Source organism: Roseomonas mucosa ATCC BAA-692 (genome assembly GCF_000622225.1).
In the GTDB taxonomy this organism is placed as follows: Bacteria; Pseudomonadota; Alphaproteobacteria; order Acetobacterales; family Acetobacteraceae; genus Roseomonas; species Roseomonas mucosa.
Map to the genome: position 1 here is coordinate 1 of NZ_JHWD01000044.1, position 13,884 is coordinate 13,884.

Below are 13,884 nucleotides of genomic sequence, written 5' to 3' on the forward strand. Positions count from 1 at the left end.
TACCCGGTGTGCAGCATCGGACCAGCCGCTACCTGAACAATCGTGCCGAGAATTCCCATAGGCCGACCCGACGTCGAGAACGCGCGATGCAGCGCTTCAAGTCAGCCGGGCAAGCCCAGCGGTTTTTGTCGGCGCACGCGATGATCTATGGCCACTTCCGTCCGCGGCGGCACCTGATGGCCGCCGATCAATACCGGCGCGAGCGCTCCAAGGCCTTTCGGATCTGGCGGCAGGAGACGTGTGCCCATATGGCGGCGTAAGGTCACGCAAACTCCGCCTCGCGGTCAAACTTGCTCGGTCCCCAAACAACGTGACAATGCCGACACGCCAGGTGCGGAGACGATGCGCACCTACCGCAACGCCATCCTCGCCGTGGCGCCCGACACGAACGGGCTGGAGAAGGCGATCGAGCGCATTCGGCGCCTAATGGCGGCCGAGGCGATCGAAAGCGAGCAGACGAACAGCGAAGGCGGTAAGCTGGCGCGCGAGCAGCTCAAGAAGCAAATCCCGGAACTGCGGAAGGCGACGCGTCTGGAAGCAGCACGGGCCTTCAATCGCCTCCTGCTTGCCGATGGTGCTGTCCTCACGATCGACGAGCGTTTCATCACGCCCCCTGACACACCGCCAATGCAGCTTCCCTCCGGCCAGGACGCTGTGAAAGCCTTCGTCGAGGACCGGAAACTCATCTACGGCGACACGGATAGCCTCTTCCCCGATCGCTTACTGGAACTGGTGTTCGGCGGCGCCGTGCCTCTGGCGGACGAACCGGAGGCACGCTCGGCATCGGCGTTGCACCGGCGCTTCCTCTCGGCGCAGGGTCTGCGCCTGGTGCCGAACGCCACGGTCGTGCGCGCTTCCATTCTGCGTGCTGTCGCCGACGGCAAGCTGGCGGTGAGGCAAGAGGACGGGACGGCCTTCGACGCCAAGGGGGCAGTCTACACGACCAACGGCCATCGCAGGCGCGATGAAGGGCGCAAGCTGACCACGCTTCCGATGGACGAGGCGATCCGTGTCGCCGAGTCCGGCAGCGCAGCGGCGCAGGGCTGGCTGAAGGAGTCTGGCGCCCACGAACCTGTGTCGCCTCCTGGCGGACTACCAATCCCCCAACCGCCGCCCAAGGGAGCTGGGCCGGCCTCGACTACGGACACTGAAGTTGCGTCGGGCTACGCCGATAAGCGCAATCTGCTCTCGCTCCGCATCACCTGCCTGACGGCCGCCGATGCGCAGAAGGCGCTTGGCGCAGCTAGCCCGCTTGGTGCCACGAACATCACCGTCGAAGCTGAACTGACAGGTGACATGAAGGATGGCGGCAAGCTGGCCTTCAGCGTCGCGGAGACAAAGGTTGCTGCGGCCATTAAACCTCTGACTATGGCGCAGACCCTGGGGAATGCCTTGGCGCCGGGCAGCTCGATCCGCGTGACTGTGGTGCTAGGCTTCGGCAAGGACGGCAAGGCTGACCTGGGCGCCCTCTTGCGGAGCCTCTTCATGCAGCTGCCAGACACGGCCACCATCGAGGCGCGTTTCGCGCCGCTCTCGGCCTGACACGATGGCATCACTTCAGGTGCAGGCAACGCGTACAGCACCTTTTGCCCTGCGCGTGGTGCAGCGGCGCGAAGGGCTCGCCGCCATCATCTATCGACGCCGCGTGAATGACCGGATGGAGGAGCGCTTCGACCGGGTGGCGGCACTGTCGCCTTTGGCGCTGACCGCCTCATCTGGCCTGCTGCGCTCGGCACTGAAGGCGAATGGCGGCAAGGCGAAGCTGGAGCCAGGACCTTATCAGCCGCTCGATGCGGATTGGGGCGCGCGCGTCGCGGGCTTCGCGATCGTGGCGAGAGGGTTGCGCGAAGCCCGGCGCCTGTCGAAGTCGGCCGAGCATTTCCACAGCGCGGACGCGACCGAGGCGGCCTCCTGGTTTGGCCGTATGCAGGATGGCCGCGGGCTGCGCTGGGTGAGGGCGCTGCGCATCATCACCGAAGCTGTGAAGTAGGAGTGGGGATGTCAGACATGCCGGACGGCAACAAGGCAGAACGGCCACGGCTGTTGATCGAGGAGTGGCTACCGGCCGCAGCCATCGGTGTTGAATGCATCCGTGAGCGGAGCACTGGCCAGCAGCCACCCGACAAGCGCTTTCACATTTGGTGGGCGCGTCGACCGCTGGCTGCCAGCCGCGCCGCGGTCCTGGCGAGCGTGCTGCCGGCGGATTTCCCGAAGGATACCTTCGAGCGGCTGATGGGATTCTGGGGGCCGTCCGCCTACATCATTGCCGGCGAGGAGATGCTCGCCGCCGCGCGGGCGAGCGGGACCAAGATCGATAACCCGCATGGGACGCGCGCCTTTCGCGCTCCCTTAAAGTCCAAGGACATCGCTGCAGCACACGAAGCAGCGAAGGCCCTCTGGGGCCATCTGCCAACGGTCATGGACCCAATGTCCGGCGGCGGCTCAATCCCATTAGAGAGCGCACGCCTCGGCTTTCCAACCCTTGTTAACGAATACAATCCTGTGGCGTGCAGCGTCCTGGAAGCGACGCTCGACTACCCGTTCCGCTACGGGCCGAAGCTTGCGGATCGTGCTCGCCACTGGGGGGCGATCTGGCGGAAGCGCTTCAATGCAAAGATGGAACGCTTCTTCCCGACCGTTGTCGATCCGGCTTTCGGTGGCATTCCGCCGCTCTGCTACATCTTCGCGCGCACCATTCCCTGCCCGACGACAGGGCACATGACGCCGCTTGTGCCGGATTGGCATTTGCTGAAGCCTAAGGGCGGCATCCCGGTAGTCGCGAAGCCCGTGGTGGACAAGGCAGCCGGCACCTGGACGACGGAAATTAGGCCGATCGGTGTCGGCCCCGCCGCGCTCGCCACACCGCCGGCGCGGACCTACGCCAAGGGGAAGGGCATCAGTCTCTTCACCGGCGAAGTCATCCCAGGCGACTGGATCAAGGCGCAGGCTAAGGCCGGACGGATGGGCAGCGCCCTCTATGCGGTTGCGTTGAAGACACCGCAGGGTCTGAAGTTCCGTCCCCCACAGAACGCTGACCTTGAGGCGCTCGACGCAGCGGAGGCGCAGTTGCAGCAGTGGCGCGGTGATTGGGAAACGCGGAATCTGATTCCGGCCGAGGAATATCCTCTGACCACGACGGACGCTCGACCGCGAACCTACGGAATGCCCCGCTGGGCGGACATGTTTAGCCCCCGGCAGCTACTCGGTTTCGGCGTGCTGATGGAGGAACTGCAGGCGCTCCGTCCCGCAATCCTTGCTGACGAAGGCGAGGACGCTGGGGAAGCGATAGTCCATCTGCTGGCCTTCGTGATCGACAAGCTCACGAACTACAATTGCATGATGGCCTCGTGGCATACGTCGCATCAGGTTATCCGGGGTGTCTTCGATCGCCACGATTTCTCTTTCAAGCTCACCTTTACAGAGATGATGCCGGTACAGGGAACCGGTGGTTTGGCGTGGGCAATCGACAGCGTCATTGAAGCGTATGGAGGCGTGGCAAAGTTGCCGATGGCAACTGCGCGCTCCGAGATTGTCTGCTCGCAGGGCTCAGCGACGTCCCTAATTCATCTCGACGACAAATCCTTGGACGCTGTCGTTGTTGACCCGCCGTACTCTGATAATGTCCAGTACAGCGAGTTGGCCGACTTCTTCTACGTTTGGCTGAAGCGTAGTCAAGGCAGCCGCCGCCCCGAATGGTTCTCTTCCTTGCTGTGCGAGAACGCTGATGAAGCGGTGAAGAACGACGCGCGTTTCCGCTCGAGCTTCAAGACGGCAAAGGAGGCCGCGGCCGCCGCGCAGGCGCACTACCAGTCGCTCATGACAAAGGTTTTCGCCGAAGCGCATCGCGTGCTGCGGCAAGATGGCGTGCTAACCGTGATGTTCACGCACAAGAAGCAGGAAGCCTGGGAGGCGCTGTTTGCGTCTCTCATCGAGGCAGGCTTCACCATCACTGCGACCTGGCCGGTCAAGACCGAGAGCGAGCACAGCCTCCACCAAGCGAAGAAGAACGCGGCCCAGTCCACCGTCATCCTCGTCGCTCGGGTCCGCCCCGATCACGCCGGTACCGGCTACTTCGATACGGCGATGCAGGCCCGCATCCGCACCGCCGCCGAGGCAGCCGCCGAGCGGCTCTCGGCAGAGGGCCTGAACCCGGTGGACCAGCTCGTTGGCAGCTTCGGTCCGGCAATGGAGGTCTTCTCGGCCTACGACCAAGTCCGCACGGACACCGGCGAGCCTGTCAACGTTGGCGCAGCCATCGATATCGCGGCCGATGCGGTCGCCGGCTGGCGCATCCGCCAACTGGCACAGGCCGGTCTGCAGGGCGTCGAGGCCGAGGCGCAGTTCGCCTTGCTCTGCTGGGCAACACTAAGCGCTGCCGAGTTCCGCTTCAACGAAGCGAAGCTGCTCGGCCACGCGGTCGGCATGGACGTCTCCAGCCTTGAACAGGCGGGCCTGATCGCCGTGAAGGCGGACAAAGTGAACATCCTCTCCGCTGCCAACCGAAGGCGCGCCGAGCCGCTCACCGAAGCCGAGGCCCAGCAACTGCTGTTCGGCTGGGAGCCCGGCAAGGGCAAGCGGATCAAGAAGACCGAAGCGCTGAAGATCCATCCACGTGACACGGTCTTCCGCACGCATCTCGACAAGGCGCAGGCCCTCGCCCTCACCTATGTTGATGCTGGCGGCGGTGCAGCAGGCATCGGCGCCGCACGCTCCTTCACCACCCGGCACGGAATCAAGCTCGGCGACCCGATTGTCCGGCTGATCGAAGCACTGCTGCGCGCCGCTCCACCTGCCTTGCGCCGCGAGAAGAACGCGGTGGCACAGAAGTTCGCCGAGTTCCGCGCTTGGCACGCCATGCTGCAACCCGTCTTCGGCCTGACCCCGCCTGACTGGACGGAGAAGAAGCCTGACCAGGCGGTGCTCGACCTGCTCCCCAAATCGGCCATGCCCAGCGCGGAGGATGCCGAGGAGGTGGAGATCGAAGATGAGGATGACGATGAGGGAGAGGAGGACGAGGAGGAATGAGCGCCGTGCCCGCCGCCATGTGCGACCAGGTGCTCGCACTCCCGATCAGCGGTGAGGCCTTCCTGTTGCGTCGGCGTGGCCATGCTGTCCTGGTCGACGGCGGTTGGAAGAAGGACAATGTCACCCGCGTCCTTGCCACGCATCTTCCAGCGATCAAGCCGCTGGACATTGTGGTCTGTACCCATGGCGATGGCGATCACGCGGGCGGCCTGCCGGATGTGCTCAGACATTGGCCCGGCGGGATAGGGCAGGTGTGGTTGCCGGGGCGATGGGTCGGCGTCGTACCGGAACTCATGAAGAACCCGAAGGGCTTCGTGGATCAATTGATCAGGGAGCTGGACACCCTCATCCGCGAGAACGCGCCAGACCCACTCGTTGAGGCACCCTTCACTCGTTTCGAAGAATCTACCGACCCAGTCCCTGCCGATATCTCCGGACTAGGACAGGAGGCGCCGCCCGTTCGCGATGCTGATCGCGCAGATGCTTCCGATGAGGTGCCTGCAGGCGGAGAGGATTGGGATGATCCCGAGATCGATCTCGGCACGACAGAGCCGACGGACGACCCTCCGTGGTTCGCCGAGCTCCGTGGGGCCAAGAACTTGCCCATCGAGAAGGTCGCGGATGCTGCATTCCAGTCGGCAAGGTCGCGCATCCTATATCGGAAGAGGAAGCGCCGCCTGAGTACGGCAGCGGCAACAGCGTGGCTTGGAATGGTTGACACCGTGGAGGCGATACGTCGGATCGCTGCCGCGGCGATCGCACGACGGCTCCGGATCCGATGGTTTGACTATCATGCCTTTGCCAGCATGAGACGCCCCTCCGGCGGCGTGTGCGGCTTTCTTGAGCCGATCAATGCGAGGGAGCAGGCACCAGCGCCGTTCAAGCTGAGCTTCCTCATGAGGTTGACGGTCATCAACCGACAAAGCCTAGTATTTCTTGCGCCACCCAAATTGTCTCGTCTGGGCGTTCTCTTCTGCGGCGATTCGCCCCTCGGGGATGGCCGGCGGTTCGCCCAATCCTTCCTAAGGCACAGCAGGCCACCGGACCTTCCTATCGTGGCGACAGCCCCGCACCACGGTGCAGAGACGAATCGCGCTGCCTACGATCACATGCGGCACTGGGCAGACGTGCTGGTGCTGCTGCGAGCAGGTGGCGATCGCGATCAGCCGGGACCTACGTTCAAGGCACTCGATTGGCCGTTGAAGGTATGCGCGGCTTGCCCGGGGAGCGGACGCCCGGCGCACGTTGCCGGCGTCGCTAGTCCGGGACGTCATCCCTGGTTCCCCTTAGCCATCGTGGGGATGCCCTGTGGCTGCGCCTAGCTTCGCGCCCTTGCCGCTACCCGGACCGTACTTCGGAGAGGGTGCTTACCCTTGAGCTCCACCGCACCTTCGTCCCTCAGGGAGTTTGCCTGGCCTCGCTTCTTGCGTGCGCCAGATGGCCAGTTGGTCGCCCGACTCTACGAGCCCGGATTGCGCTGTGCGGTACGCTACGACCGCTGCTGCGCCTATTTCTCATCTTCTGTACTCGCGGCCGCAGCTTCCGGCTTCGGCGCGTTCATCCAGCGGATCGTGGATGGCGCCATCACCAAGAAGCCAGCGCTACGTCTTCTGGTAAATGAGGAACTGGCCGAGCTCGACGTTCGGGCGCTGCTAGATGCCGGCGATGACACACCTCTGATCGATGCTCTTCTCGCGCGTCTTGGCACGCCGGAGACCGCTTTGCAGAAGGGCCGGCTCGAGATGCTGGCTTGGTTGGCACGCGAAGGCTGGCTGGAGATGAAGGTAGGCGTCATGCGGCAGGGCGATGGCATCCTGCACGCCAAGTTTGGGCTGTTTGTCGACGCGGCTGAAGACGCGGTGATCTTCGCCGGAAGTGGCAACGAAAGTGCTAAGGGCATTCGCGGCAATTACGAGAAGCTGGAGATCAGTCGAAGCTGGGATGATCCCGAGCGTCATGCTCACTTCCGCGATGAGTTCGAGCTGTTGTGGTCGGGCGACGACCCTGCCGTCGTGACCGTATCGCTGCCCGACGCGGTGCGAGACGAGCTGATCAAGCTAGCGCCGGAAGCGCCGCCGGTATCGGAGCCCGAAGATAACCGACGCCGCCAGCGAGCTGCGATGCTCTGGGGCTACGCCCTCGAAGCGCCGTACATGCCAGACGGCGGAGCGGCGACCTGCGATGCGATGGCCCCCGTCACGCTTTGGCCGCACCAGCGGCATGTGGTGGCAGAGACCGCCGCGGCTTGGCCCGAGGGACGCCTGCTCTGTGACGAGGTAGGCATGGGCAAGACGGTCGAGGCGATCCTTACGCTACGACGGCTGCTCGCAGGCCGCGGGGTGAAGCGCGCGCTGATCTTGCCCCCCGCGAACCTGCTACCGCAGTGGCAGGGAGAACTCCGTGAGAAGGGCGGCCTGCGCGTGCCGCGGATGGAGGGGCCGAAGACGCTCGTTTGGCCAGATGGCACGAAGCAGGCGGTCTCTAGTCTGGCCGAGGCCCTGGAGGAGCCCCTGCTGCTGCTGAGTCGCGAGACCGCGCGCTCGGAGGGCAATCTTCCGACCTTAATGGCCGCTACACCCTGGGACCTCGTGCTGCTGGACGAGGGTCATGCCGCTCGACGCGCCAGCCAGATCGAGGGCGAGTTCAACGCGCCGACCTTGCTGCTCGGCCTGCTGCGTCACATGCAGATGAAGGGTCAGGCGCGCAGTTTTATGATCCTGTCGGCCACGCCGATGCAGACGCATCCATGGGAGCCGTGGGATCTTCTGCAGGTGCTCGGTGAGGGTGGCCTGTGGCTTTCCGGCTTCCACATCGTCCGCCGCTTCCATGAGGCGCTGGCAAGCCTGGACCGCGGCACTCTGCCGCGCAGCGAAGGCATGGCCTTGGCGCGCACCCTGGCCGCAACGCCACATTGTCCACCTGCGCCCGCCAGCCTGGGCTTGCCCCCCATAGATGATGCCGATGCCTTCGCGAAGGCGCTCCGTTTCCTGCCCGCGGCATCAAGGCAGGATGCGGTGCGATGGATGCGCGTCTGCTCGCCTTTGGTCAGGCGGATGCACCGCAACACGAGGCGCACTCTGCGCAAGTACTTCGAGATGGGCCTGCTCGATCGCCCGCCGCCAACAAGGGATGTGAAGGACGATCCGTTTGGCTTCGAAACTGCGGAGGAGCGCGAAGTCTATGAGGCGGTCACGAGCTATATCGACCGCCGCTTCAACGAACTGGAGAACCAGAAGCCCGGCAAGGGCTTTGTAATGACGATCTACCGCCGGCGCGCGGCAAGCTCGCCGGTGGCGCTGCGCAAGAGCCTGGAGCGTCGCGCGACTGGTCTAAAGGCCGTGATCGCCCAGCATGCTCCGGATCCAAGTGTTCTCGACATCGAGGACGCCCAGGAGCTGGAGGACTTGCTGAATGTGAAGTTAACGTCGGCGCTACCCGAGACGCCCAAGGAAGCACGCGCAGAGCTCGTCGAGGTCGAAGAGCTTCTGGAACGCATCGCCGCGCTTGGCGCGCTAGATACGAAGCGTGACCGGCTCGTGGCACGAACCAAACAGCTTACCGGCGACGGCAGAGCTGTTCTGATCTTCACCGGCTACTCCGACACGATGGTGTATCTGCGCGATGCCCTCGTCGGTGCCTTCGGCGCGTCAGTGGCGTCCTATTCCGGTGAAGGCGGGGCGCTACGGTCAGGGAACGGTTGGGTTCCCGCCTCGAAGGAAGTGGTCACCAAGGCGCTCCGTGACGGCACCATCAAGGTTCTTGTCTGCACGGATGCCGCAAGCGAGGGGCTCAACCTTCAGGCCGCCGGCGCCTTGGTCAACTTTGACCTGCCTTGGAACCCGTCGAAGGTCGAGCAGCGGATTGGGCGTATCGACCGCATCGGGCAGGAGCTGCCTATTCTACCCGTGGTCAACCTCTACCTCAAGCACAGCATCGATGAGAGGGTGTACAAGGCACTTGCGTCGCGCTGCGGGCTTTTCGAAACCTTCGTGGGACCGATGCAGCCCGTGCTGTCGCAGGCATTGCGCATGCTGATCGGCCGCGAGGAAGTTGACGAAGAAGCCCTGGGCCGAGCCGCAGACGAGATCCGCGCCAATCCAACCTTGATGCAGGCATTCCCCGAGGACGAACCTGTACCGATGGCCGTCGAGGCAGGCCTAGTCTTGGCGAGCGATACCGAGGCGCTTCTCGCAGCTCTGGACGGGACGGGTGTGCGAGTGACGTCCGAGAGCAATGCCCTGCATCGAATTGGCGACGGTCCACTCTGCTTAGTAACCCACCCATCTGCGATAACAACCAGCGCAGAAGCCGCTTGCGTGGATGGTCTCGATCAGCGCCAGCACACGATGCACCGACTGCTTCAGCAACCTGGTGAGCGGCTACCGCTTCTGCTTGTTTCGGCTGAGGCAGGCGCATTCCGGGTTACTCTCTGCGCTTGGTTGGAAGGTGCGAGCATACAGGAGGTCAGCTCGTTCTCCGACCTAAAGGTTCTAGTTACGTCTTGGGATGGGCAAAATGTCCCGACAGGAGCTTGGCAGACCGCGTGCGCGAAGCTGCGCATAGCTGCACAGAGTAAGGTTGCGAAGATGGTACAGCAATTTGAAGCTGGCGACAGAACAAAAGCTGTGGCCCAGAATGAAGCTGTACGCCTCCGATTGATTGACGAGCTTGGCCGGCTTTTAATTTGTTTTGAGCCAGATACTGACGACCTAAACGGAAAGTTTTACCGCTTAGCGAGCGAACAGACTCCGACTGCCCATCGCCTTCAGAATGTATTTGAGCGACTTGGAGGTTATCCGGATTGGGAGGGCCATCACATTGCGGACCTTCGGGAATTCCGAGAAAACCTCGGACCAAGCCAAGTCAAATCTCGGCTGACTGGCCGAGAGTTGGATGCTGCGCTAGCCGACCCGCGGTGGGCAGATCAGGGTTAGCTCTCACAATCCTTCAAACGGTCGTTTCAGATTGTGAGATCTGGACTCGCTGCCCTGCGAGGAGGCCTTCAGGCCCCGGCCAGCCAATCCTCGCAGCGCAGACCCTCCACCCGGCCGAACTCGCTCAGGTTGCCGGTCACCACCACCAGCCCGCGGCTGCGCGCCTGGCCCACGATCATCAGGTCGTAGGGACCGATCACCCCGCCACGCCGCTCCAGGCTCGCCCGGATCTCGGCCGTGTGCGCCGCCGCGTCACCGTCGAAGGGCAGCACGCTCAGCCTGGCCACGAAGCGCTCCACCTCGCGCCGCGTCTCGGCGGGCCGGGCTGAGCGCTCCGCCCCGTAGAGCAGCTCGTAGAGCACCACGTCCGAGGTGCAGAGCGCCGCGGCCTCCGCGTTGAAACGCCCCCGCAGGCCGGCCGGGCGATCGCGCAGCACCCGGATGCACAGGTTGGTGTCGAGCAGGTAGCGCAGCGTCACAGCGCCTCGCGTTCCCGCATCGCCGGCTGCTGGCGATCATCCAGGTCTACACCGGGCCCTGCGAAGAAGTCGTCCCACAGCGCATCGGCCGGCGCGATGACGCGGCGGGGACCGTCGCGCAGGATCACCACCTCGCGCACGCCCTCGCCGAAGGCCACGCCCTTGGGCAGGCGCACGGCCTGGGAGCGGTTGGACAGGAACAGGGTCGTGCGGGCGGGCATGCTCTCCTCCGTGTATATCCCGGCAGTATATCTTTTCCGGATCGCCGGGAGCAAGCTTCGCCTGGGGCGCACCCCCTACCTGTCCCGCGGCTCCATCGTCCGGGAGCGCCAGTCAGCCGCTCTCGCCCTCCCCGACGTTCTTCCAGATCCCGCGCGTGGGGTTGTTGCGCCAGAGGTCGGCCGGTCGCAGATAGCCCAGCGCGACCTCGGCGGAGCGGTGCCGGGTCTGGCGCATGACCTGGGCGAGGTCGGCGCCCTGCTCGCCGGCGGCGGTGGCCAGCCCTGCGCGCAGCGAGTGCCCCGAGAAGCGCTCCCACCCCTCCAGCCCGGCCGCCTCGGCTGCCCCCTTCACCAGCCGCCACACCGCCTTGTCCGACAGCGCGGCGGTGGAGAGCCGGCCCGCCTTGCTCATCCCCACGAACAGCGGCCGCCCGGCATCCGACCGGCCGCCGGTAATGTCGGGCACCTGCTTCCGGAAGCCCAGCCAAGCCTCCAGGGCTGCCAGCGGGCAGCAGCCCGGCTCGGCCGGATTGGCCCAGACGGCGACCTCCTGCCCGGCGCCGCGCTGGTCGGTCTTGGAGCGGCGCACCAGCACGCGCAGGCCCCGGCCCGGCACCACCTCCACATCCCCCAGCGCCAGCCCGACCAGCTCGCTCCGCCGCAACGCCGCCCCGAAGCCCACCAGCAGCAGCGCCCGGTCGCGGGCGCCGAGCGGGGTGGTGCCGGGCGGACGCGCGGCCAGCATCAGCCGCAGCGCGTCCGGGCCGGCCGCGGCGGCACGCCGGCGGGGCCGGGTGCCGTGGCTGCGAGCGATGCCCTCGAGCACCATGGCCAGCCGCGGCTCGCGCGGATCCAGCGCCACCCCGGCCAGGCGGTGGGCGGCCTGGATGGCGGCGAGGTGGACACGAAGGGAGGCGGGGCTGAGGCCGCGGCCGGCGCAGGCGGTGGCATAGAGGGCGAGGGTATCGGGATTGCCGGCGAGCGGCTCGCGGCCGAGGGAGCGGCACCAGCGCTCGTAGCCGCTCCAGGCGGAGCGGTAGGCGCGCCGGGTGCCGGGGCCGCGGGCGCGGGTGGCGTAGACGGCGGCCCGGGCGGCGAGCTCGCGGAGCTCGGCCGCGCGCGAAGCACCGCCCGGCACCACCAGGTCGCCCAGCAGGGTGGTGTGCAGGACCAGGCTGCCGTCCTCGGCCGGTGTCGCGGGGGAGGCGGGCGGGATAGGGGAGCCGGCGTCGCTCATGGCGCGGCGAAGGGGTTGCGGATGGTCAGCCGCCCTTCGACCACCTGCCCGTCCTGCAGATCCTCGGAGAAGAGCGTGTCGCAGCCGGCCTCCAGGGCCGAGGCCAGGATCAAGGCATCGTAGATCGTGTAGCCCAGCCTCTCCGCCAGCCCGATGGCCGCCTCGTGCGTCGCGACGGTGAGCGGCCGGGGCGCCGGACAGAGGGTCCGGATGGCGGCCAGCGCCTGCATGACCTCGGGCCAGGGCCGGCGTAGCTTGCGGCGGGCGACGGCGGTGAACTCGTTGAGCACCTGGACGCTGACCAGGCCGCCCCGGGCCAGGAGGCCGCGCGCCGTCTCGGAACGCGGATCCGGCTGCAGGGCGGCGTAGAGCAGGATGTTGGTATCGAGGAAGGGCCGGTTCATCCGCCGCGCTCGTTGGCCTCGTCGCGCGAGAAGCGGAAGCCGTCGGGCAGGTGCCAGCCGAGACCGCGCAGCGCCTCGATCGCCTCGTCGCGGCGGCGGTCGCGGGCCACGCGGAAGGTGTGGGGGCCGGCCACCTCGATGGCGACCTCGTCGCCTTCGCGCAGGCCCAAAGCCTCGACCACGGCGGCGGGGAGACGGACGGCGAGGCTATTGCCCCAGCGGCTGACCTGCATGGCGATCTCCTGATGATATACCTGATGAATGGTATATCCTTCGTGCGGCGCGAGCAAGCCGTTCTGTCCGCAAATGGGGATTAGCGGACGGAATGACGGGCGCTGGCTGCGGGGGTGGGACGCGGCGGGCGGGGGCATTTCGAAGAGTTCCGGAGTAGCACAAGCGATACCCGCTCTTGGATTTCAGACTGATTTTCAAGTCGCTGTTTTGCGCCCTATCTTGATCACGAAAGTTACAGGCCCCAGAGCCCCCTCCAGAGGCTCCGGACAGAGGTCGGCGACATGGCAGGCTGGGACACGGAGGACGCAGACGATCCCGACGACGGCAGCACGCCGCCTTGGGCCACGCGCCGGTCCGGTCCGCATCCGCCGGCGGCCGCCCCCGATCCCGCCCGGCTGCTGCTGCCGCTGGCCCGGGTCGAGGACCTCGTCTCGCGCCTCGACGCCCGCGCTGGGGCCGCTTCCGGGGCGGTGCGCGAGGGCCTGGTCGCCCGCCTGGCGCTGGCCGAGGCAAGCTCCTGGCTCACCCAGGCCGGCCTGCCGTCCCACCCGCACGACCTTGGCCTGCGCGCCGCCGGCCTCACCGGCTCCTGGAGCGCGGCTTCCGACCTCCACCGCCTGGAGCGGGCCATGCCCGCCACCTGGGGCGGCCACGACGGCGAGATGGGCACGGTCGCGGCCGAGTACCCGGTGGAGCAGGCGCTCGCCCTGGCCCGCCTGCTGACGCGGCTTCCGGTCTTTCGCGGCGATCCGCTCGATGACGCCGATCGCCTTGCCGCGGCGCTGCGCAGCTTGGGCGACAGCGCCTGGCCGGCGGCCACCGCCTCGCCTAGCGCCGCGATCCCGGACTTCGCGACCTGGCGGCGAGGCTGGCTGCGCATGGGGCAGGGGATGCCGGCACTCCTCGCCGCGGCACAGGCCGCGGCCCGCTGGCTGCGCGAGGCCGGGGAAGGCGACATCGCCCGGCCGGAGCCGCAGCAGGCGATCTTCCTGGCCGCCGTGCTGCTGAAGCGCCGGCAGCGGCTGGCGCAGGTGTGTACCGCCCGCGGTTGGTGAGACACCGTGATTGAGCCTACGCGGCGAGTGCCGCGGATGAAAGCTGTTCTGCGCGGATGGTGCTGGGTGAGTTGAAGCCGTGCCGCTCGATCAGCCAGGTGGTGTTGTAGGCTTGGCGGAAGTCGAGCAGCGCCCGGCGCAGGTCCTCAACGGTGCTGAAGGTCCGCACCCAGAGGAGGTTCTCCTTCAGGGTTCGGATGAAGCGCTCTGCGCAGCCATTGCCTTCGGGCGCACGCACGAAGGCCGGTGAGCTCTCGATGCCGAGGAAGGCGAGTTCCTTCTGGAAGGTGTCGGA

The 13,884-nt window shown here is 66.3% G+C and carries 13 protein-coding genes; 7 read left to right on the plus strand and 6 right to left on the minus strand.

The features are described from left to right. The 6 genes from BT98_RS28565 to BT98_RS0119360 form a co-directional block, all read left to right on the plus strand. Positions 1 to 260, plus strand: a 260-nt coding sequence (locus BT98_RS28565; RefSeq protein WP_027297434.1) for a DDE-type integrase/transposase/recombinase, incomplete at its 5' end; no start/stop codon positions are given. An 82-nt stretch (positions 261 to 342) separates the two neighbouring features. Beyond that, positions 343 to 1,542, plus strand: a complete 1,200-nt coding sequence (locus BT98_RS0119345) for a hypothetical protein (RefSeq protein ID WP_019463153.1) — start codon at positions 343 to 345, stop codon at positions 1,540 to 1,542. Positions 1,543 to 1,546: 4 nt separating this feature from the next. After that, positions 1,547 to 1,990 carry a DUF7680 family protein gene (locus tag BT98_RS0119350; protein ID WP_147292508.1) on the plus strand — a complete coding sequence of 148 codons (444 nt, stop codon included), beginning with the start codon at positions 1,547 to 1,549 and terminating at the stop codon, positions 1,988 to 1,990. A 17-nt stretch (positions 1,991 to 2,007) separates the two neighbouring features. Next, the gene (locus BT98_RS0119355) at positions 2,008 to 5,025 is read left to right on the plus strand and encodes a DUF1156 domain-containing protein (protein WP_026033574.1); all 3,018 of its coding nucleotides are present in this window, start codon (positions 2,008 to 2,010) and stop codon (positions 5,023 to 5,025) included. Beyond that, on the plus strand, positions 5,022 to 6,347 hold the full coding sequence (locus BT98_RS26830; RefSeq protein ID WP_081798676.1) for an MBL fold metallo-hydrolase: 1,326 nt from the start codon (positions 5,022 to 5,024) through the stop codon (positions 6,345 to 6,347). Before BT98_RS0119355 ends, BT98_RS26830 begins: the two co-directional genes overlap by 4 nt. A 51-nt stretch (positions 6,348 to 6,398) precedes the next feature. Beyond that, positions 6,399 to 9,959 carry a DEAD/DEAH box helicase gene (locus BT98_RS0119360; protein ID WP_115359422.1) on the plus strand — a complete coding sequence of 1,187 codons (3,561 nt, stop codon included), beginning with the start codon at positions 6,399 to 6,401 and terminating at the stop codon, positions 9,957 to 9,959. A 68-nt stretch (positions 9,960 to 10,027) separates the two neighbouring features. Here the strand turns inward: BT98_RS0119360 and vapC are convergent, their stop codons facing one another. The 5 genes from vapC to BT98_RS0119385 all read right to left on the minus strand — a co-directional run bounded on the left by vapC (position 10,028) and on the right by BT98_RS0119385 (position 12,533). Further along, positions 10,028 to 10,438 (minus strand): type II toxin-antitoxin system VapC family toxin, encoded by a 411-nt coding sequence (vapC, locus tag BT98_RS0119365; protein ID WP_019463149.1) that lies wholly within the window; start codon positions 10,436 to 10,438, stop codon positions 10,028 to 10,030. After that, positions 10,435 to 10,659 carry a type II toxin-antitoxin system VapB family antitoxin gene (gene vapB / locus BT98_RS0119370; protein ID WP_019463148.1) on the minus strand — a complete coding sequence of 75 codons (225 nt, stop codon included), beginning with the start codon at positions 10,657 to 10,659 and terminating at the stop codon, positions 10,435 to 10,437. Before vapB ends, vapC begins: the two co-directional genes overlap by 4 nt. Before the next feature lie 112 nt (positions 10,660 to 10,771). Beyond that, positions 10,772 to 11,896 carry a site-specific integrase gene (locus BT98_RS25165; RefSeq protein ID WP_051544352.1) on the minus strand — a complete coding sequence of 375 codons (1,125 nt, stop codon included), beginning with the start codon at positions 11,894 to 11,896 and terminating at the stop codon, positions 10,772 to 10,774. Then, a complete protein-coding gene (locus BT98_RS0119380) occupies positions 11,893 to 12,300 on the minus strand; it encodes a PIN domain-containing protein (RefSeq protein WP_027297435.1) in 408 nt (135 codons plus the stop codon). The genes BT98_RS25165 and BT98_RS0119380 overlap by 4 nt, the downstream gene beginning before the upstream one ends. Then, on the minus strand, positions 12,297 to 12,533 hold the full coding sequence (locus BT98_RS0119385; protein ID WP_019463225.1) for an AbrB/MazE/SpoVT family DNA-binding domain-containing protein: 237 nt from the start codon (positions 12,531 to 12,533) through the stop codon (positions 12,297 to 12,299). Before BT98_RS0119385 ends, BT98_RS0119380 begins: the two co-directional genes overlap by 4 nt. A gap of 282 nt (positions 12,534 to 12,815) precedes the next feature. Here BT98_RS0119385 and BT98_RS0119390 point away from each other — a divergent pair, with 282 nt between their 5' ends. Next, positions 12,816 to 13,589 (plus strand): hypothetical protein, encoded by a 774-nt coding sequence (locus BT98_RS0119390; RefSeq protein ID WP_026033587.1) that lies wholly within the window; start codon positions 12,816 to 12,818, stop codon positions 13,587 to 13,589. A gap of 16 nt (positions 13,590 to 13,605) precedes the next feature. Here BT98_RS0119390 and BT98_RS0119395 read toward each other — a convergent pair. After that, positions 13,606 to 13,884, minus strand: a 279-nt coding sequence (locus tag BT98_RS0119395; RefSeq protein ID WP_027297436.1) for an integrase core domain-containing protein, incomplete at its 5' end; no start/stop codon positions are given.

Coding starts and splice junctions, on each gene's coding strand:
- BT98_RS0119345 (WP_019463153.1), top strand. CDS start 343: ATGCGCACCTACCGCAACGCCATCCTCGCCGTGGCGCCCGACACGAAC.
- BT98_RS0119350 (WP_147292508.1), top strand. CDS start 1,547: ATGGCATCACTTCAGGTGCAGGCAACGCGTACAGCACCTTTTGCCCTG.
- BT98_RS0119355 (WP_026033574.1), top strand. CDS start 2,008: ATGCCGGACGGCAACAAGGCAGAACGGCCACGGCTGTTGATCGAGGAG.
- BT98_RS26830 (WP_081798676.1), top strand. CDS start 5,022: ATGAGCGCCGTGCCCGCCGCCATGTGCGACCAGGTGCTCGCACTCCCG.
- vapB (WP_019463148.1), bottom strand. CDS start 10,659: ATGCCCGCCCGCACGACCCTGTTCCTGTCCAACCGCTCCCAGGCCGTG.
- BT98_RS25165 (WP_051544352.1), bottom strand. CDS start 11,896: ATGAGCGACGCCGGCTCCCCTATCCCGCCCGCCTCCCCCGCGACACCG.
- BT98_RS0119380 (WP_027297435.1), bottom strand. CDS start 12,300: ATGAACCGGCCCTTCCTCGATACCAACATCCTGCTCTACGCCGCCCTG.
- BT98_RS0119385 (WP_019463225.1), bottom strand. CDS start 12,533: ATGCAGGTCAGCCGCTGGGGCAATAGCCTCGCCGTCCGTCTCCCCGCC.
- BT98_RS0119390 (WP_026033587.1), top strand. CDS start 12,816: ATGGCAGGCTGGGACACGGAGGACGCAGACGATCCCGACGACGGCAGC.